Annotated in this window: 25 protein-coding genes; 19 read left to right on the top strand and 6 right to left on the bottom strand. The window is 71.0% G+C overall.

Annotated elements, in window-relative coordinates; translation table 11 throughout:
* Positions 1-88 precede the first annotated feature (88 nt).
* On the bottom strand, positions 89-877 hold the full coding sequence (locus tag ACFXI4_RS02120; RefSeq protein WP_362723964.1) for a response regulator transcription factor: 789 nt from the start codon (positions 875-877) through the stop codon (positions 89-91).
* A gap of 178 nt (positions 878-1,055) precedes the next feature.
* On the opposite strand from ACFXI4_RS02120, the gene ACFXI4_RS02115 reads away from it, so the two are divergent.
* The 8 genes from ACFXI4_RS02115 (at position 1,056) to ACFXI4_RS02080 (ending at position 6,099) form a co-directional block, all read left to right on the top strand.
* A complete protein-coding gene (locus ACFXI4_RS02115) occupies positions 1,056-1,892 on the top strand; it encodes an alpha/beta hydrolase (RefSeq protein WP_384987312.1) in 837 nt (278 codons plus the stop codon).
* 46 nt (positions 1,893-1,938) lie between these two features.
* A complete protein-coding gene (locus tag ACFXI4_RS02110) occupies positions 1,939-2,193 on the top strand; it encodes a MoaD/ThiS family protein (protein WP_384987310.1) in 255 nt (84 codons plus the stop codon).
* A 9-nt stretch (positions 2,194-2,202) separates the two neighbouring features.
* Positions 2,203-3,294: a hypothetical protein gene (locus ACFXI4_RS02105; protein ID WP_384987308.1), complete on the top strand. Its 1,092-nt coding sequence runs from the start codon at positions 2,203-2,205 to the stop codon at positions 3,292-3,294.
* Positions 3,295-3,435: 141 nt separating this feature from the next.
* Positions 3,436-4,173 (top strand): DUF2993 domain-containing protein, encoded by a 738-nt coding sequence (locus tag ACFXI4_RS02100; RefSeq protein ID WP_384987306.1) that lies wholly within the window; start codon positions 3,436-3,438, stop codon positions 4,171-4,173.
* Positions 4,174-4,386: 213 nt separating this feature from the next.
* A complete protein-coding gene (locus ACFXI4_RS02095) occupies positions 4,387-4,467 on the top strand; it encodes an Ms5788A family Cys-rich leader peptide (protein WP_350751515.1) in 81 nt (26 codons plus the stop codon).
* Between the two features lie 118 nt (positions 4,468-4,585).
* Entirely contained in the window at positions 4,586-5,425 is an 840-nt protein-coding gene (locus ACFXI4_RS02090) for a sulfurtransferase (RefSeq protein WP_362723978.1), read from the top strand.
* A 33-nt stretch (positions 5,426-5,458) separates the two neighbouring features.
* Positions 5,459-5,746 carry a DUF1416 domain-containing protein gene (locus ACFXI4_RS02085; RefSeq protein ID WP_384987304.1) on the top strand — a complete coding sequence of 96 codons (288 nt, stop codon included), beginning with the start codon at positions 5,459-5,461 and terminating at the stop codon, positions 5,744-5,746.
* A gap of 89 nt (positions 5,747-5,835) precedes the next feature.
* Positions 5,836-6,099: a DUF3099 domain-containing protein gene (locus ACFXI4_RS02080; RefSeq protein WP_351708939.1), complete on the top strand. Its 264-nt coding sequence runs from the start codon at positions 5,836-5,838 to the stop codon at positions 6,097-6,099.
* 20 nt (positions 6,100-6,119) lie between these two features.
* Here the strand turns inward: ACFXI4_RS02080 and ACFXI4_RS02075 are convergent, their stop codons facing one another.
* Complete coding sequence (locus ACFXI4_RS02075; protein WP_384987302.1) at positions 6,120-6,965, bottom strand: NAD(P)H-binding protein; 846 nt, start codon at positions 6,963-6,965, stop codon at positions 6,120-6,122.
* Between the two features lie 107 nt (positions 6,966-7,072).
* Between ACFXI4_RS02075 and ACFXI4_RS02070 the strand changes: the two genes are divergently transcribed.
* Complete coding sequence (locus ACFXI4_RS02070) at positions 7,073-7,474, top strand: helix-turn-helix domain-containing protein (protein ID WP_362713548.1); 402 nt, start codon at positions 7,073-7,075, stop codon at positions 7,472-7,474.
* Positions 7,475-7,495: 21 nt separating this feature from the next.
* Here the strand turns inward: ACFXI4_RS02070 and ACFXI4_RS02065 are convergent, their stop codons facing one another.
* Entirely contained in the window at positions 7,496-7,858 is a 363-nt protein-coding gene (locus ACFXI4_RS02065; protein WP_046732507.1) for a DsrE family protein, read from the bottom strand.
* A 23-nt stretch (positions 7,859-7,881) separates the two neighbouring features.
* Positions 7,882-8,256: a hypothetical protein gene (locus ACFXI4_RS02060; protein ID WP_362713546.1), complete on the bottom strand. Its 375-nt coding sequence runs from the start codon at positions 8,254-8,256 to the stop codon at positions 7,882-7,884.
* A gap of 176 nt (positions 8,257-8,432) precedes the next feature.
* Here ACFXI4_RS02060 and ACFXI4_RS02055 point away from each other — a divergent pair, with 176 nt between their 5' ends.
* Both ACFXI4_RS02055 and ACFXI4_RS02050 read left to right on the top strand, forming a co-directional pair.
* Positions 8,433-9,275, top strand: a complete 843-nt coding sequence (locus tag ACFXI4_RS02055; RefSeq protein ID WP_362713544.1) for a helix-turn-helix transcriptional regulator — start codon at positions 8,433-8,435, stop codon at positions 9,273-9,275.
* The gene (locus tag ACFXI4_RS02050) at positions 9,257-9,475 is read left to right on the top strand and encodes a DUF397 domain-containing protein (protein WP_362713542.1); all 219 of its coding nucleotides are present in this window, start codon (positions 9,257-9,259) and stop codon (positions 9,473-9,475) included. The genes ACFXI4_RS02055 and ACFXI4_RS02050 overlap by 19 nt, the downstream gene beginning before the upstream one ends.
* Here the strand turns inward: ACFXI4_RS02050 and ACFXI4_RS02045 are convergent.
* Positions 9,450-10,595 (bottom strand): serine hydrolase domain-containing protein, encoded by a 1,146-nt coding sequence (locus ACFXI4_RS02045; RefSeq protein ID WP_384987299.1) that lies wholly within the window; start codon positions 10,593-10,595, stop codon positions 9,450-9,452. The genes ACFXI4_RS02050 and ACFXI4_RS02045 overlap by 26 nt on opposite strands.
* A gap of 9 nt (positions 10,596-10,604) precedes the next feature.
* A complete protein-coding gene (locus tag ACFXI4_RS02040) occupies positions 10,605-11,525 on the bottom strand; it encodes a LysR substrate-binding domain-containing protein (protein ID WP_384987426.1) in 921 nt (306 codons plus the stop codon).
* An 89-nt stretch (positions 11,526-11,614) separates the two neighbouring features.
* Here ACFXI4_RS02040 and ACFXI4_RS02035 point away from each other — a divergent pair, with 89 nt between their 5' ends.
* The 8 genes from ACFXI4_RS02035 (at position 11,615) to ACFXI4_RS02000 (ending at position 17,309) form a co-directional block, all read left to right on the top strand.
* Positions 11,615-12,088: a cupin domain-containing protein gene (locus tag ACFXI4_RS02035; RefSeq protein ID WP_384987297.1), complete on the top strand. Its 474-nt coding sequence runs from the start codon at positions 11,615-11,617 to the stop codon at positions 12,086-12,088.
* Positions 12,085-12,444, top strand: coding sequence for a DoxX family protein (locus ACFXI4_RS02030; protein ID WP_384987296.1), 360 nt, complete (start codon positions 12,085-12,087; stop codon positions 12,442-12,444). Before ACFXI4_RS02035 ends, ACFXI4_RS02030 begins: the two co-directional genes overlap by 4 nt.
* 183 nt (positions 12,445-12,627) lie before the next feature.
* Positions 12,628-13,281, top strand: coding sequence for a hypothetical protein (locus ACFXI4_RS02025; protein WP_384987294.1), 654 nt, complete (start codon positions 12,628-12,630; stop codon positions 13,279-13,281).
* Entirely contained in the window at positions 13,278-14,186 is a 909-nt protein-coding gene (locus tag ACFXI4_RS02020) for a hypothetical protein (protein ID WP_384987292.1), read from the top strand. The genes ACFXI4_RS02025 and ACFXI4_RS02020 overlap by 4 nt, the downstream gene beginning before the upstream one ends.
* Positions 14,183-15,034, top strand: a complete 852-nt coding sequence (locus ACFXI4_RS02015; protein ID WP_384987290.1) for a hypothetical protein — start codon at positions 14,183-14,185, stop codon at positions 15,032-15,034. Before ACFXI4_RS02020 ends, ACFXI4_RS02015 begins: the two co-directional genes overlap by 4 nt.
* 221 nt (positions 15,035-15,255) lie before the next feature.
* On the top strand, positions 15,256-15,831 hold the full coding sequence (locus tag ACFXI4_RS02010) for an FABP family protein (RefSeq protein WP_362713528.1): 576 nt from the start codon (positions 15,256-15,258) through the stop codon (positions 15,829-15,831).
* Between the two features lie 40 nt (positions 15,832-15,871).
* Positions 15,872-16,333 (top strand): transcriptional repressor, encoded by a 462-nt coding sequence (locus tag ACFXI4_RS02005; RefSeq protein ID WP_362713526.1) that lies wholly within the window; start codon positions 15,872-15,874, stop codon positions 16,331-16,333.
* 10 nt (positions 16,334-16,343) lie between these two features.
* Positions 16,344-17,309 (top strand): YgfZ/GcvT domain-containing protein, encoded by a 966-nt coding sequence (locus tag ACFXI4_RS02000; protein WP_384987287.1) that lies wholly within the window; start codon positions 16,344-16,346, stop codon positions 17,307-17,309.
* Positions 17,310-17,507 lie beyond the last annotated feature (198 nt).

The following is a 17,507-nucleotide window of genomic DNA, read 5'->3' as shown; positions in this document are numbered from 1 at the left end:
GGACCCGCTCTGGGCAGGGCGTATCGAAGCTTGGCTTGCGGGAGCAATGCCCTGTCCGGAAGGCGGCCGAGCCGCCCCCGGACGGCCACTACGCCTCCGCCGGTACCTCGGCCGTGTCCAGGGCCGCCGAAGCGTCCGCATCCTCCGGCTTTGGACCCTCCGCCCGTGCCCTGGCCTCGTCGCCGACCCGCTCGCCCCGGTCACCCTTCTCCGGGGTAACGAATCGATAACCGACGTTCCGGACGGTCCCGATCAAGGACTCGTGCTCCACGCCGAGCTTGGCGCGCAGCCGTCGTACGTGTACGTCGACGGTCCGGGTGCCGCCGAAGTAGTCGTACCCCCAGACCTCCTGGAGCAGCTGTGCACGAGTGAACACCCGGCCGGGGTGCTGGGCGAGGTACTTGAGCAGCTCGAACTCCTTGAAGGTGAGGTCGAGGACCCGTCCCTTGAGCTTGGCGCTGTACGTCGCCTCGTCCACCGAGAGGTCGCCGTTGCGGATCTCCATGGGGGAGTCGTCGTTGACGATCTGCTGGCGGCCCATGGCGAGGCGCAGCCGGGCCTCGACCTCGGCCGGGCCGGCGGTGTCGAGGAGCACGTCGTCGATGCCCCAGTCGGCGGTGACGGCGGCGAGCCCGCCCTCGGTGACGACCAGGATCAGCGGACAGCCGGGGCCGGTCGACCGCAGCAGCTGACAGAGGCTGCGGACCTGGGGGAGGTCGCGGCGGCCGTCGATGAGGATGACGTCGGCACCGGGGGTGTCGACGAGGGCGGGGCCTTCGGCCGGAGCCACCCGCACGTTGTGCAGGAGCAGCCCGAGGGCCGGCAACACCTCTGTAGACGGCTGGAGGGCGTTGGTCAGGAGCAGCAGAGAACTCATAAGACTGGTTCCTCCTCGGTCCCTGCGAGGACTGTGTGCAAGGGCACTGCGCTGCGCTCCCGAGCCCCGTACGTCCGCGGTCACCTGGAGTTTCCCGCTTCGTATACAGAGGTTCCGAAAGCACAAAAGGACCCGGTGGCGGCGCTGCCCGAGTCCTCTGCACAGCAGAATAGCCCACATGAGCAATGGTCCGGCAGGTCATGTGGCACGTTCCGCCGTTCGTCCGAACTGTGAGACGAGCAGAAGCACTCCTATCCGGACGTTTCTGCGCACGGACGACGGGATTTCCATTGATTCCGTATACGATCCCGCCTCGGTCGTATACGACGGCTCCCGGCCACCCTCCCGTGACCTGGTGTTCGTCCTGGCCCACGGCTTCACCGGCGACGTGGACCGGCCGCATGTACGACGGGTGGTGACCGCCCTGACGGATTACGCCCCGGTGGTCAGCTTCTCCTTCCGGGGCCACGGCCGCTCCGGCGGCCGCACCACGGTCGGCGACCGCGAGGTCCTCGACCTGGCGGCGGCGGTGCGCTGGGCGCGGGGCTTCGGGGCCGCCCGGGTGGTGACCGTCGGCTTCTCGATGGGCGGCTCGGTGGTGCTGCGGCACGCGGCGCTGCATCCTGGCGTGGACGCCGTGGTCTCGGTGTCGTCGCCCGCCCGCTGGTACTACCGGGGCACCGCCCCCATGCGCCGCGTCCACTGGCTGGTCACCAGACCGGCGGGCCGGCTGGTCGGCCGCTACGGCTTCCGTACCCGTATCCACCACCGGGACTGGAACCCGGTGCCGCTGTCACCGGTGGAGGCGGTGCCCAGGATCGCCCCCACCCCGCTGCTGATCGTGCACGGCGACAGCGACGGCTACTTCCCGGTCGACCACCCCCGGATGCTCGCGGACGCCGCCGGTGACACGGCCGACCTGTGGCTGGAGCCCGGCATGGGCCACGCCGAGCACGCGGCCGACGACCGGCTGCTGGCCAGGATCGGCGACTGGGCGGCCTCCCGGGCGGGCTAGCCTGAGCCCGTACACAGCCGATCGATCGAGTCTCTTGAGGAAGCTGATGCCCAAGGTCACGGTGCGCTACTGGGCGGCCGCGAAGGCCGCGGCCGGCATCGCCGAGGAGCCGTACGACGCGGACACCCTCGCCGAGGCGCTGGACGCGGTGCGTGCGCGACACCCCGGTGAACTCGCGCGGGTCCTGCGGCGATGCTCCTTCCTCATCGACGGTGACCCCGTGGGGACACGGGGGCATGAGACGGTACGGCTGGCCGAGGGCGGCACGGTCGAGGTGCTCCCGCCGTTCGCAGGAGGGTGAGCGAGACCGATGAGCAACCAGCCGTACGAGGGCTACGACCCGTACCAGCAGCAGCCCCCCGCCCAGCCCCAGTGGGGGTACGAGGAGCAGCAGTACGCCACGCAGCAGTGGCAGGGGCAGACCTGGGAGACCCAGACGCACCCGCCGGTGCAGGCGGCACAGCCGCAGGTGCCGGCGGCGGAGACGGCGTACATGCCCCCGCAGACGTACGCACCGGCCCAGCAGCAGCCGCAGGCGGCGGCCCAGCAACCGCAGGCACCGGCGCAGCAGCCGACGCACACCCCGCCCCCGGCTCCCGGCCCCGCCGGACCGGGGACCGGCTACGGTCCGGCCACCCTGGCCGGCAACGCGCGCGTCACCGACGCGCAGCGGGCCCGCCTGGAGGGCCGCTCGCCGATCATCGAGCCGGGGATGCAGCCGGCCCTGCTGACGGGCCTGCTGGGCCTGCTCCTCGCGGTGGCCGCCCCGCTCTCCTCGTACGCCCTGGTGGTCCCGCTGGTGATCCTCCAGGCGCTGACGGCGGCGGGCTGGTTCCGGCTGAACGGCATGTGGCCGGCCCGGCAGGGCATCGCCCTCGCCTTCCTGGGCGCGCTGGCGGCGGACGGCGCGCTCCTGGTGGCGGGCCGGGACCAGGCCCCGGCGGCGATCCTCGGCCCGCTGGGCATCTGGGTCCTGCTCTCCCTCGTCCTCCAGCTGCGCTCGCACGCCGACCCCGACACCCGTATGTACGGCCTGATGGCCACGGTGGCCTCCTCCGCGCTGGCGATCATCGCGACGGGCTTCCTGGGCGCGGACCCGGACGCGGCGGCGGTGGGCGCGGCGGCGGTCGCGGTGGCCGTGGTGGCGCGGGCGCTGCCGCTGCCGACGGTGGCCTCGGTGGTCGTCTCGGTGCTGGCCGCGACCGGAGCGGGCATCGCGGTGGGCGACATGACCGGGCTGGGCACCAAGGGCGCGCTGATCGGCGCGGGTGCCGCGGCGTGCGCGCTGGCCGGTCACCGTGTGGCGAGCTACGACTACCCGTCGAAGTTCGTCCACTTCACCGCGGGTGTGGCGCTGCCGCTGGCCGCCGCGGCACCTGTGGTGTGGCTGCTGGGCCGGTAGTCCCGGCCGGCTCACCGGCGCCCCCGGGCATCCTGATGTTCAAACCTGTCACAGGTGTTCGACAAATTCCCGGCTGTCGCCCGGGTCAGGGTTAGCGTGAACCCGCCGTTACCGAACGCCGACCCGGGGGACCCCACCACCATGCGAGCCCTGCGTATCTTTTTGATCGTCGTCGTCATCCTCGGCGTGCTCTTCGTGGTCGTCGACCGCGTCGCCGTGCACTTCGCCGAGGGGGAGGCCGCAGGCAAGCTGAAGACGACGGAGAACCTAGCGAGCGACCCCGACGTCTCCATCAAGGGTTTCCCGTTCCTCACCCAGGTCGCCGGCGGCACGCTGGAGGACGTGGAGGTCGGGATCAAGGACTACGACGCCACCACCGGCACCGCGGGCAAGACGATCCGTATCGAGGATCTGAAGGCCGACATGAAGGGCGTCACCTTCACCGGCGACTACAGCTCCGCCACCGCGCGGACCGCGACCGGTACCGCGCTCATCTCCTACGCCGAGCTGCTGAAGAACGTGGACACCCAGCCCACCGACCTCGGCCTCGGCTTCACCGGCAAGGTCGTCGGTCTCGCCGACGGCGGCAACGGCAAGATCAAGGTCACCCTCGACGTCACCGTCCCCGGGGTGGGCGCCCACCAGAAGGTCAACGTCCTCAGCACGGTCGCCGTCAAGGACGACACCGTGCAGGTGCACGCCGACAACCTGCCCAAGCTCGCCGGGGTCAGCCTCGTCGAGGACCGGTTCCGGCAGGCCTCCGACTTCCAGCAGGCGATCAGTCAGCTCCCCGGCGGCATCCAGCTGGACAGGGTGCAGGCGGCGCCGGACGGTGTGGAGATCGGGGTGAAGGGTTCGAACGTCCGGCTCGCCGGGTAGAAGGCGGCACGGCGGCCGCCGGTCCGGCGGCCGGGGACCGTCCATCTGTCGAGACAGGGGCGTCCGTACCGCAGATGTGGTGAAGGGCGCGGCGGGGCGGCCGCGGTCCCGGCATGCCGCCGAGCCGGATCTCGTCCCACAATCCGGACGATCGCGTCTCATCATGCGACATGCCGGTGACATGCCCGGTCATCCGTCCCTACGATCGAGCCCATGAAGCGTCAGGCGGATCTCACGAAGCGGCGGGCAGTCGACCTGTGCCGCGTCGCCGCCATGCTCTGTCGCCCCTTCTGACGGTGGAGGCCGCTGCCTCCGCATCCCCCCTGCCCTCCCGCTGAGGGCATCCGTGCGCGCCCACGCGCACCCCCCGCACTCGCACGCACCGCCGCACCTGCCCCGGAGGAGAAAGAGCATGAGCCGCAGCGACGTCCTGGTCGACGCCGACTGGGTCCAGGACAACCTGGACAACGCCGACATCGCGATCGTGGAGGTGGACGAGGACACGTCCGCCTACGAGAAGAACCACATCCGCGGCGCGATCCGCATCGACTGGACCAAGGACCTGCAGGACCCGGTCCGCCGCGACTTCATCGACCAGGAGGGCTTCGAGAAGCTCCTGTCGGCGAAGGGCATCGGCAACGACACGCTGGTGATCCTGTACGGCGGCAACAACAACTGGTTCGCGTCCTACGCCTACTGGTACTTCAAGCTCTACGGCCACGAGAACGTCAAGCTCCTCGACGGCGGCCGCAAGAAGTGGGAGCTGGACGCCCGCGAGCTGGTCGAGGAGGTCCCGGAGCGCACCGAGACCACCTACACGGCCAAGCCGCAGAACACCGCGATCCGCGCCTTCCGCGACGACGTCGTGGCGGCCATCGGCACGCAGAACCTCGTCGACGTCCGTTCCCCCGACGAGTTCTCCGGCAAGCTGCTCGCCCCGGCCCACCTGCCGCAGGAGCAGTCCCAGCGTCCGGGCCACGTCCCGTCCGCCCGGAACATCCCGTGGTCGAAGAACGCCAACGACGACGGCACCTTCAAGTCGGACGACGAGCTCAAGGAGCTCTACGCCCAGGAGCAGGTGGACCTCGCCAAGGACACCATCGCCTACTGCCGTATCGGTGAGCGCTCCGCGCTGACCTGGTTCGTCCTGCACGAGCTGCTCGGTGTCGAGAACGTCAAGAACTACGACGGCTCCTGGACCGAGTACGGCAGCCTCGTCGGCGTTCCGATCGAGCTCGGCGCCGGCAAGTAAGCCCCGACCTTTCAAGACCTCTGGAGTTTCCGTATGTGTGGAGCGAAGGCCGGCGGCCCGGGCGCCTCGACGATCAAGCCCGGTGAGACCACGATCCAGGGGCAGGTGACGAAGGACGGCGAGCCCGTGGTCGGCTACGTCCGCCTGCTCGACTCGACCGGCGAGTTCACCGCGGAGGTTCCCACCTCCGCCACCGGACAGTTCCGCTTCTACGCGGCGGAGGGCACCTGGACCGTCCGCGCCCTCGTCCCCGGCGCCACCGCCGACCGCACGGTCGTCGCCCAGCAGGGTGGCCTGGCCGAGGTCGCGATCGCGGTCTGACCAGCTGGACGCAGGGGCCGCACCTCCGGGGTCGAAGACCCGGGTGCGGCCCCTGCGCCGTGTCCGCCCACCCGACCTACCCTGGATGCATGCTCGCCCGGCGACGTCGCGTCTACTTCGTCATGATGGGGATCTGCATAGGTCTCTTCGTCCTGGCCTGGGGAGTCGTGCGCATCTGGTCCGTTCCCGCCGCCGTGGGGATGTGCGTGGTGGCCATGGTCATCCCGCCCGTCGCCGCGATGGTCGCGAATCGCCGGGGACCCGACGACCGCTGGTGGGACGATCCCTCCGGCGATCCCAAGTCCGACGAGTGGTGGGACGAGCTGGACGGGAAGAAACGCCCCCGGCCCTGAGGCCCGGCACGCCGCCCGGCCTAGCGGAACGCCTCGGCGTTGCGCTGGGCCCACGTGGCGAAGGTCCTGGGCGGCCGGCCGAGCACCCCCTCGACGTCCGGGCTGAGCCGCAGCTCGCCCGCGTTGGGCTCGCCGAGGACCGCCAGCGTCGTCTCCACCACCGGCTCCGGCATGAACGCCGTCATCCGCGCGTAGGCCGCCGCCCGGGTCAGCTCGACGAACCGGACCGGCTCGCCGAGCGCCGCACCGATGGCCTCGGCCTGCTGCCGGGGCGTGACGGCCGCCGGTCCGTTCAACTCGTAGATCCGGCCAGTGTGTTCGTCCTTGCGCAGCGCCACCGCGGCGACTTCCGCGATGTCCGCGGGGTCCACCACCGGGAGCCCGACGTCACCGAACGGCGCCGCCACGGTCCGCTCGGCGCGCACCGACTCCGCCCAGGCGTAGGCGTTGGACGCGAAGCCGCCGGCCCGCAGGATCGTCCAGGCCGGGCCCGACTCGCGCACCGCGTCCTCCAGCGCCCGCATCGCCCCGCCGTGCGAAGGGGAGTCCGGCCTGGTCACCACGCCCTGGGAGGAGAGCAGCACCACCCGCGCCACCCCCGCGTCCCGGGCCTCCGCCAGCACGGCCCGTGCGTCGAACCCGTGTCCGCCCGTGCCGCCGTCGTGCAGGAACAGCGCCTCGGCACCCTCCAACGCGGGCCGCAGACTCTCCGGTTCGGCCAGGTCGGCCCGTATCCGCACGACCCCGCCCGGCAGGCGCGCGGGAGCGATCCCCCGGGACACCGCCGTCACCCGTTCCCCGGCCCGCGCCAGGGCCGCCACCAGCGACCGGCCCACGTTCCCGGTCGCACCCGTCACCACGATCATGTCCAGCTCCCGTATTTTCCGGTGGTCTTCCGCGACGACGGCGACGCTAACAGCGCCGGTATAGTAGGTACCTAGAGGAAAGTGACTACCTCAGAGGGGTGCGGCTCATGACGACCGAGACCCGACGGGCGGCACCCGACGCCCTGTCCGACCCCGAGCTGGCGTGCCCGGTCTCCCCGGTCGTGGACATCGTGTTCAGCCGGTGGACCACGCCGATCCTGTGGTCCCTGCACACCTTCGGCCGTCAGCGGTTCGTCCAGCTGGAGCGCCGTATCAAGGGCATCACGCCGAAGGTGCTCACCCAGCGGCTGCGCCGGCTGGAGCGCGACGGTCTGGTCGTGCGCACCTACCACCCCGAGGTGCCGCCACGTGTCGAGTACGAGATCAGCGAGCTCGGCGCCACCCTCGCTCCGCTCTTCGCCCACCTCGTCGACTGGTCCGCCGGCCACCTCGACCACGTCGAGGCGGCCCGCCGGCGGTACGACGACGCGGGCTCGCCGCGCCCCTGAGGCGCGGTCCCGGGGCCTGCCCTAGTAGACGAGCGCCTGCGTCCCCTCCGCCATCGCCTCCTGCACGAAGACCTGCGCACCCGCGATCCGTACGCCCTCGATGACGTCCTTCTCCGTGATGTCCCGGCGGGCCGCGCACTGCGTACAGAGCGTGAGCGTGCCGCCGGCCAGGATCGAGTCGACCAGGTCGGGCAGCGGAGCGGCATGCGGCAGTTCGAACTCGGCGGCCCGCCCCGGCAGCGCGAACCACGCGGACTCCCCGGTCAGCCACATCGACACCTCGACGCCACTGGCGACGGCCACCGCCGCCACCGTGAACGCCTGCGAGCACCGCTCCGGGGCGTCCGCCCCGGCCGTCACCTTGATCACGAGCTTCTTCGCCATACGTGCAGCGTAATCGGGCGGCGTCAAGGCTGGTGTTCCGCGCGCTGGTGCTGCCGGAGCAGCACGTTCGCGTCGGTGGCCGCGCTGTGGTCGTACACGACCAGCGCGGTCTCCCGGCTGCCGACGAGATCCGCGCACTCGGCGCAGCCGGGGACGGGCCGGGGCGGCCGGCTCAGGTCGTCCGGGCTCGACGGCACGCACCACGTACTGCGGTCGTTCGCCGCGCGCACGCCGGCACTGAGCCGCTCCCTGTCGGTGGCCGGTCGCAGCACCGCCGGATCGGCCTGCCACTCCCTGCCGCCGCCGACGGGACGCAGCATCGCGTACGGCCCCAACTGGTCCCGGTACTCGCCTACCTGGTCGGTGGCGGTGTCATAGAACAGGGTTCCGGGCTCCATGGCATTTGCTCCTTTCGTCCAACATCTATACGAAATGCGTCAGTTGGACTACTCTGGGTATCGAGGCTGCTACGAGCATGGCCCGGAGGTGGCGTCGGCACGCCGATGGCGAGCGGTTCTTCCCCGTCTGGCGGCGCTAATTCCACAAATTCCATGGCGTACCAGGGAGGGGTGCGGTGCCGCAGAGGCGGGTGGTGACGGGGCGTAGTCAGGAGCCCAGGCAACGGTTCGCGGAGGAGTTGCGGCACCTGAGGGCCGAGCGGGCAGTGAGCCTGAGGGAGCTGGCCGGGGAACTGGGCTGGGACGCCTCCAACTTCGGCAAGATGGAGAGCGGCCGGAGCCTGGGAAGCCCGGAGATCGTCGAGGCGCTGGACCAGTACTACGGGGCGCCGGGGCTGTTGCTGGCCCTGTGGGAACTGGCGGTCGGGGATCCTTCGCAGTTCAAGGAGCAGTACCGGCGGTACATGGTGCTGGAGGCCGAGGCGGTCGGTTTGTGGCAGTACTCCGTGAGCATGCCGCCCGGGTTGCTTCAAACGCCAGGGTGCGTCCGGGAGGCGCTCATGGCCGGTGGTCTGAAAGACGAGGACCTTGAGCAACAGGTTGGCGCACGCATTGGGCGGCAGAGCGTGCTGGAGGGGGACGACCCTCCGCCGTTCCGAGTCATCCTCGCCGAGGCGGTGCTGCGTAACTCGCTTCGCGACCGGCAGGGTTGGCGGGAGCAGTTGGAGCATCTGGTGGAGGTGGCCGAGCGGCCCAACATCACCCTTCACGTGCTGCCGTTCGGTACCGGACTGCACGGCCTGGTGAACACCGACGCGATGTTTCTGCGTCTTGCCGACGGCCGCACCGTCGTCTATGCCGAAAACGACGTACGGGGCGAACTGGTCGAAGAAACAAGCAGGGTTGAACGCCTGCATCGCACCTATGATGCGGTACGTGACCTGGCGCTGAGCCCGGCCGAGTCACGGACCTTCATATTGCGGATGTTGGAGGAACTGCCGTGCGAGTCATCGACTTGAGCAGCGTGACATGGCGCAAGAGCAGCTACAGCAACACCGACGGCGGCAACTGCCTCGAAGTCGCCGCCGGTCACCCCTCCCTCGTCTCCCTCGTCCCCGTCCGTGACAGCAAGGCCCCCGAGCGCGGTGCGCTGGTCTTCGGGGCCCGTGCCTGGTCGGCCTTCGTCGGCGGAGTCACCCGCACAGCGCGTGGTCGATGAGGGCGCTCGCCGCGTTCTCCTGGGCCAGGATGTGGTCCGGGGGGTCGCCGCGGGCCTCGGACATGGAGACCACCGCGCTGCGCCTGCCGTCGCCGGTGACGCCGTTGAGGGTGATGTAGCCGCCGTCCCCGCCCTCGTGGCTCCAGTAGCTTCCGCCGCAGCTCAGCGGCCGTTCGACCAGGCCGAGTCCGTATCGGCCGCCGGGCCACAGCTGCTGGACCTCCGCGCTCACGGGAACCGTCCGCTTCATCTCGGCCAGCTGGCGCGCCGGGAGCAGGCGGCTCGCGAGCAGCGCGCGGAGGAGACGGTTCTCGTCACGGGTGGTCGTGACCCAGGAGAGGTTCTCGGGGTCCACCGGGATCTGGTCGGTGACGTCCACCCGGGAGCCGGGGCCGAAGTACTGGTAGGCCTGGGCGTGCGGCCGGGGAAGCGCCGGCGAGGTGCCCAGCCACCGGGTCCGGTCGAGGCCGAGCGGGCGTAGGACGCGGTCCTCGATCTGCTGGTGGGCGGGGTGGCCGGTGGCCTCCTGGACGATCAGGGCGAGCAGGACGTACCCGGTGTTGGAGTACGCCCAGCCCTCGCCGGGCGGGAAGTCCGGCGCGTGGGCCACGGCACGGGCGACGAGCTGGCGGAGGCCGTGGACGTCGTGGCGCTGCTGGTAGTACTCCTCCGGCGTGGTGTATCCGGGCAGGTCGTCATGGATGCCGCTGGTGTGCTGGAGCAGTTGCCGGACGGTGATCCGGCGGCCGTCGTTCCCGTTCTCCCGGACGACGTGCGGCAGCCAGTGGTCGACCGTGTCGTCCAGGGACAGCCTGCCCTCGGCCTCCAGCTGGAGGACCACGGTGGCGACCAGCGTCTTGGCCGTGCTGGCCATGCGGAAGTAGCCGTCGGCGGGGACGGGGCGTCCGGTGTCCAGATCGGCGGTGCCGCTGGTGGCGACCGACTGCCGGCCGTCGGGCGCGGTCACGCGGGCCTGCACACCGCTGACGCCGAGGGCGTGGATCGCCTCGGTGTCCCGCTGCAAGGAGTCCCTGGGGGATGAGGCGGCGGCCACCCCGGAGGAGAGCAGGGCGGCGGCACCGAGGGCCAGGGCGAGGAGCCTTCGCGGAGTCGGCATCATGGCCGAACGCTATTTTCGCCCCGGCCGGGGCGCGATCCGGTCCACCCCAGGATCCGGGCGGGGGATATCCCCCAGGTCGTGGTCGCGGTAGGCGTCGATCGCCACCTGAACGAACGGCCGTAGCAGAGGATTGGCGTCTCCCGCGACCCATGCCACCACCACCCGGCTCGGCCGCATGTCCACGACAGGCACTGTCACCAGCCCGGCGCCCGGCTCGTGACCCGTCGTCGTCATGCCCACCGTGCCGTTCCACAGCACCGCCTGCCGGCACTCCTGGATCGCCCGCACCACCGGCCCCTCCCGCACCACCCCGCCGTTCCAGTACGACTGCCAGCGGCCGTCCGTGCCCTCCGGGAACCGGAACCACTGCCGTTCGGCGAGGTCGGCCAGCGTCAGGCTCTCCCGGCGGGCCAGCGGATCGTCGGCGCGGAGCAGCGCGCCCACCGGGTCGGCCCGCAGCTCCCGCACCACCAGGCCCGTCTCGTCGAAGGGGCCGCGGGTGAGGGCGATGTCCACGAGTCCGGCGTGCAGTCCGCAGGTGGGGTCGGTGAGGTCGGTCTCGCGGATGCGGATCCCGACGCCGGGGTGGCGGTCGCGGTAGGCGCGGGCGAGCCGGTGTACCCCGGGATCCGTGCTGTCGCCGAGGAGGCCGACGGTGAGCGTGGCGGCACCCGTCGCGGTGGCGACCCGCACCCGCAGCCTGTCTGCCTGGTCGAGGAGCGCGCGGGCCTCGTCGAGGAGCACGGCTCCGACGGGCGTGAGACTGACACCGGCCGGGGACCGCTCGAAGAGGGCCGCGCCGACCTCGCCCTCCAGCCCCTTGATCGCACGGCTCAGCGGGGGCTGGCTCATATGGAGCCGTGCGGCGGCCCGGCCGAAGTGGAGTTCCTCCGCGACGGCCACGAAATAGCGCAGGGTCCGTAGCTCGATCCGCTCCATGCAGCCACGATACCGATCGGGTATCGCGGGGGCGGAACAGGTCTTGGACAGCCGTACGGTCCCGGCCGTCGAATCGGGGCATGACGATTCACGACCACCGCGATGATCCCGCCGTGTCCGTCGTCGGCCCGGACGACGGCGAGGTGCTCGTCCTAGGCACCACACGGATGCGGGTGCTGGAGGACGGCCGTACCACCGGCCACCGGCTCGGCGTCGCCGAGTCCGTGCTCGCGCCGCACACCCCCGGGCCGCCGCAGCACCGGCATGCCGGGCACGACGAGGGCTTCTACGTCGTCTCCGGTTCCGTGCGGTTCACGGTCGGGGAGGACGAGCACGACGCCACCGCGGGCACCCTGGTGATGGTGCCGGCCGGAGCCCCGCACACCTTCGCCAAGGTCACCGACGCACCGGCGGTCATGCTCAGTACGTTCACCCCCGACCTGTACGTGGGGTACTTCCGGGAGCTGCGGGACCTGTACGCGTCCGGAGAGCCGATGACCCCGGGGGCGAACGCCGAGGTGATGAGCCGTTACGCCACCGAGCCCGCCTCATGAGCGCCGCCTACTGGACGGTCGCCGGACTGCTCGCCCTCTTCTACCTCTACGCGGGCGGGCTGAAGGCCGTCCGGAGCCGGGAGCGGCTGCGGCCGCTGATGGCGTGGGTGGACGGCATCCCGATGCCGGCCGTGCGGGCGCTCGGGGCCGTGGAGCTGCTCGGCGCGCTGGGCCTTGTGCTCCCGCGGCTGACCGGCGTCGCCCCCTGGACGGCCGTGGCCGCCGCGATCGGGTTCGTCGTTCTGCAAGTCGGCGCGATCCGGGTGCACCTGCGGATGGGAGACCGTCAGGTCGCCCTCAACGGCACGCTGCTGCTCATGGCGGCGGCTGCCGCCTGGCTCGCGGCGGTGTCCTGATCGTGATTCATCGTTGTACAACTCAGTGAGTGGGCCACGGGTCTCCTGTGACGCGCGGATCAAGGAATCCGCGCTCCCGTCTCCCCAGGGGGTCCGTTGGACGCGCCAGACACACCACCCGAAAGACCGCGAGGGCGCCGTCGTACCGGCGCACTGATCGCCACCGCCGCCGTGCTCGGAGTCGTGGCCGGCACCTGCGTCGGCTACCTGGTCCAGGCCGGCCGCGAGCCCACCGCCCTGCCGCCGCTCTCCCAGCCGTCCGTCGCGCAGGCCGAGGGCGCGGGCCCCGAGCCGCTGTCGGCGGCCCAGGACCGGAAGGTCAAGGTCGACGGCGACCTGCGCAAGCTGCTGCTGAGCAGGCCGAACGGGGCCCGCGCGTGGCAGGACCCGTCGGGCAGCGACGGGTGGATGGACGCGGGTGAGTTTGCGGAGACGTACGAATACCCGGCCGAAGCCTTCCGCAACCTGGTCGGCACGAGGGAGTTCCGCCGGGCGGCCGTCACCGACTGGCGGGAGAACGGCGACCTCGACGTCGAGATCCGGCTGGCCCAGTACCGCCAGGAGGAGACGGGTACGGAGGCCGCCGACGCGGCGGACGACGCGTACTACTTCGCCGACCAGGCCGATGAGACCGACAGCTGGCCGATCCCCGGCACGGGTGACGGCAGGGCATACGTCCACGGGAAGCCCGACGTCTTCCACGGCGTGAGCCAGTACTCCGCCGAGGCGTACGCGTGGCGCGGGGACATCGCCATGGAGATCTGGATCTACGACACGAAGCCGATCCCGAGGACGAAGGTGCTGGATCTGGCGAAGCGGCAGATGGAGCGATTGTGACCGAGAACCCGGAATCACCCGAACTCCCCGCCCTCACAGCCGCCCCGGCGCCGGGTGCCACGGACGTGGGTGCCGCGGAGCCGAGTGCCGTCGACGCGGCGGTTGCCGAGCCGGGTGTCGTCGGTGCGGGCGTCGCCGATGATGTGGTGCCCGCGGGTGCGGAGACGCGGACGCGTGGCCGGCGCCGTATCGCCCAAGTGGTCGGCGCCGGTGTCCTGGCCGCCGCGGTGCTGGCCGGGATCGCCGGCACCGTCGTCACCGTCCGGGGCGCCGACCGTGACCCCGGTGCTCCCCTGTGGAGCATGCCGAAGGCCGTCAAGGACAGCAAGGCGGCCGGCCCCGGCGGCCTTCAGGGGATGCTGCTGCCGTACGACACCGACACCTACCAGCGGGGTCCGGACACGGCCGAGTTCGGGTCGGACGTCGCACTGTCCGGCAGGCAGGCGACCCTGCTGCGCGAGCAGTCGATCAAGGACCTGCCGCGTTCGCAGCGGCAGGCGCTGGAGCGGCAGCTCGACCGGAACCCGGTCAAGGGCATGGCGATGCGCAGCTACGTGAACACGGCCGGGACGTCCGGCCACCAGTACACGATGGAGATCGTGCTGGCCCGGATGGGGAACCAGCGGACGGTCCGGTCCATGGCGACCGTCCAGCAGGAGCTCCTCGACGCGCTCAAGGTGTTCCGGAAGGGCCCGGAGGTCAAGGGGTACAAGGACTCGACCTCCTGCTTCCTGCCGCCGACGGACTCGGACGAGAAGCTCGACTCGATGTTCTGCACCGGCTACGTGGGCGACATCCTGGTCACCGCCACGGCGACCGGGGGCAAGCCGCTGGACAAGGAGAGCGCGGCCGGCATGCTCCGCGCACAGCTCGACCGCATCAAGGAGCCGGGGGCGACGGTATGACCACGGACACGAACCGGCCGGAGGTCCCCGAAGACCTCGAAGACCTCCAGGGCCCCGGCGAGGTCCCGCCCCCGCCCCCGAAGAAGGACCGGCGCGTGCTGCGGGCCACGCTCCGCTGGGTCTGTGCCGTCGCCGCCTTCGCGGTCGTCGGGGCCGGGACGGCCTACGGCGTCACGAAGGCCGACCGGACCGATGTGCCCGGGCTCGGCAGCCACTCCGACGGGCGCTGGACGTACCCCACCCTGGTACGGCCGCCGCTCCCGCCCGGGAAGCCGGGGCCGAACGACGACGTCCGTAACCCGGCCGGGAGCCACTTCGCCGACCTGCGGAAACTGGTCCTCCCGGCGCCGGCCGGCGCCACCGCCGACACGGCGCTCAAGGGGGCCGACGGCTGGCTGCCGACCAGCACGTTCCTCGCGGAGTTCACCGCGGCCGACCGCGTCGGACTGCGCCAGAAGCTCGTCGACCACGGCCTGCGGCACATCACCGCACGCGGCTGGACCACCACCGACGGCACGCACACCCGGATCTACCTCCTCCAGTTCGACACGGCCGCCGTCGCGGAGGATCTGCTCAACCACCAGTTCATGAGCTACTCGTCGCCCGCCTACGCACTGCGCGACGGCGACCAGTACGAACTCGACCAGAAGTTCCCCGGCAAGGCCCGCAGCGACGACGTCCTGATGGTCCCGTACACGGAACTGAAGCCGTACGGCGCCGCGCAGGTCCGGCAGGCCTACCTGGCCACCGGCGACACCGTCGGTGTGATCGTCCAGTCCCGGAAGGGCGGCGCGCTCGCCGTCCCCTTCGAGCAGACGGTCACCCTGCAGAGCGAGCTGCTGTCCTGAGCCCGGGGGGTGTACCTCGCCAGGAGTCCTGGGCCCCGGCCGCGTAAGCTGGGGCCCGGCTCTTGTACGTATGCCCACCCTCGCTCAAGGAGCACCTGTGGAGATCTTCTTCGAAACCCTGTTGGTCCTGGTCTGCGTCGGCGTCATCGCCTTCGCCGGACTGACCGTGAAGAAGCTGTACCAGGGCCAGCGCTGATCCCCACCGCCTAGGAACCGCCGTCATGATCGAGATTCCGTCCGACCTGCACAAGGACCTGGTACCGCTCGCCTTCCTGCTGGGCAAGTGGGCCGGTGCGGGCGTCCACGACTTCCCGGGTTCGGAGAAGTGCAACTTCGGCCAGGAGGCCACCTTCAGCCACGACGGGCGTGACTTCCTGGAGTACCACTCCCAGACCTGGGTGCTGGACAACGACGGGAACAAGGTGCGCTCGCTGGAGACCGAGCACGGCTTCTGGCGCATCGACGCCAACCGCAGGGTCGAGGTCACCATGACCCGCGACGACGGTGTGATCGAGATCTGGTACGGCGAGATGGCCGACAAGAAGCCCCAGATCGACCTGGTCACGGACGCCGTGGCCCGCACCGCCGCCTCCGCTCCGTACAGCGGTGGCAAGCGTCTGTACGGCTACGTCAAGAGCGACCTGATGTGGGTGGGCGAGAAGCAGACCCCCGAGGTCGAGCTGCGCCCGTACATGTCCGCGCACCTGAAGAAGGTCGTCACGCCCGAGGAAGTCGAGCGCTGGGCCAAGGCCCTCCCCAGCGACATGCCGGACGACGGCATCGCCTTCTTCAAGTAGTCGCCAAGTGGTCACGGCCGAGTGGTCCTAGACTTTCGGTGTGGTGAGCACCGACTGGAAGAGCGACCTAAGGCAGCGCGGCTACCGGCTGACGCCGCAGCGGCAACTCGTGCTCGAAGCCGTGGACACCCTTGAGCACGCGACCCCCGACGCGATCCTCGGTGAGGTGAGGAGAACCGCGTCGGGGGTCAACATCTCCACGGTCTACCGGACCCTGGAGCTCCTGGAGGAGCTGGGGCTGGTCAGCCATGCCCACCTCGGGCACGGGGCGCCGACGTACCACCTCGCCGACCGGCACCATCACATCCACCTCGTCTGCCGCGACTGCGAGAACGTGATCGAGGCGGACGTGACGGTCGCCGCGGAGTTCACCGCCAAGCTGCGGCGGGATTTCGGCTTCGAGACCGACATGAAGCACTTCGCGATCTTCGGCCGCTGCCAGGACTGCGCCCGCAAGAGAGCCAAGGCCGCAACCGTCCAGACTTCAATTACCGAGTCGTAGGCTTACTCCCATGAAGAGCCCCCTGCTGACCCTGCCCGGCGCCGTGCCCGCCGAGGGCGTGGACGAAGGCGTCGCCGCCCACTACGGCGACCTGTTCCGCGAGCAGCGCGCCCTCGCCGACGGCGCCGGTTTCGTCGACCTCTCCCATCGGGGAGTGGTGGCCGTCACCGGTGCGGACCGGCTGAGCTGGCTGCACCTCCTGCTCACCCAGCACGTCAGTGAGCTGCCCGTCGGCGAGGCCACCGAGGCGCTGGTCCTCTCCGCGCACGGCCACATCGAACACGCGCTGTACCTGGTCGACGACGGCACCACGGTCTGGGCCCACGTGGAGCCCGGCACCGCGGAGGCGCTGATCGCCTACCTGGAGTCGATGAAGTTCTTCTACCGGGTGGAAGTCGCCGACCGGACCGCCGAGTTCGCCGTGGTGCACCTCCCGGCCGGCTCGATCGCCGAGCCCCCGGAGGGAGCCGTCGTCCGCGAGACGGCGTACGGCCGTGATCTCTTCCTGCCCCGCGCGGACCTGGAGTCGTACGCGGCGACGGCGGGCCCGGCGGCCGGCCTCCTCGCCTACGAGGCCTTCCGGGTGGAGAACCACCGTCCCCGCCTCGGTTTCGAGACCGACCACCGCACCATCCCGCACGAGCTGGGCTGGATCGGTACCGCGGTTCATCTGCAGAAGGGCTGCTACCGGGGCCAGGAGACCGTGGCCCGGGTGCAGAACCTCGGCAAGCCGCCGCGCCGCCTGGTCTTCCTGCACCTGGACGGCAGCGATGTGCACCTGCCGCCGCACGGCACGGAGATCCGGCTGGCGGACGACGGCGAGGACGGCCGCAGAATCGGCTTCGTGACCACGTCCGCACGCCACCACGAACTGGGTCCGGTGGCCCTGGCACTCGTCAAGCGCAACGTCCCGGTGGACGCCCGGCTGGTCGCGGGGGACACGGCGGCCGCGCAGGAAGTGATCGTCGAACCGTAGGCCCGCTGCGGGGACCGGTCCACCAGCGGTGAATCTCCGCACGTACGCTTCGAGACGTGCCGTTGACGCCCCCTGACGGGCAACGGGCGGCGACCAGGTGGATACGGTGTGCACGCGTTCGCCCCGACGAGCGGCGTGCCCTCGGCGGCGCGGCGCCGGTGGCGAAACCCGAAGAGTCCGCCGAGGCGCTGCGTGCCT

Origin of the sequence: Streptomyces sp. NPDC059224, from assembly GCF_042754285.1 — a bacterium.
Lineage (GTDB): Bacteria > Actinomycetota > Actinomycetes > Streptomycetales > Streptomycetaceae > Streptomyces.
The sequence above is the reverse complement of the archived record's forward strand: the minus strand, read 5'-3'. Positions and strand labels throughout refer to the sequence as shown.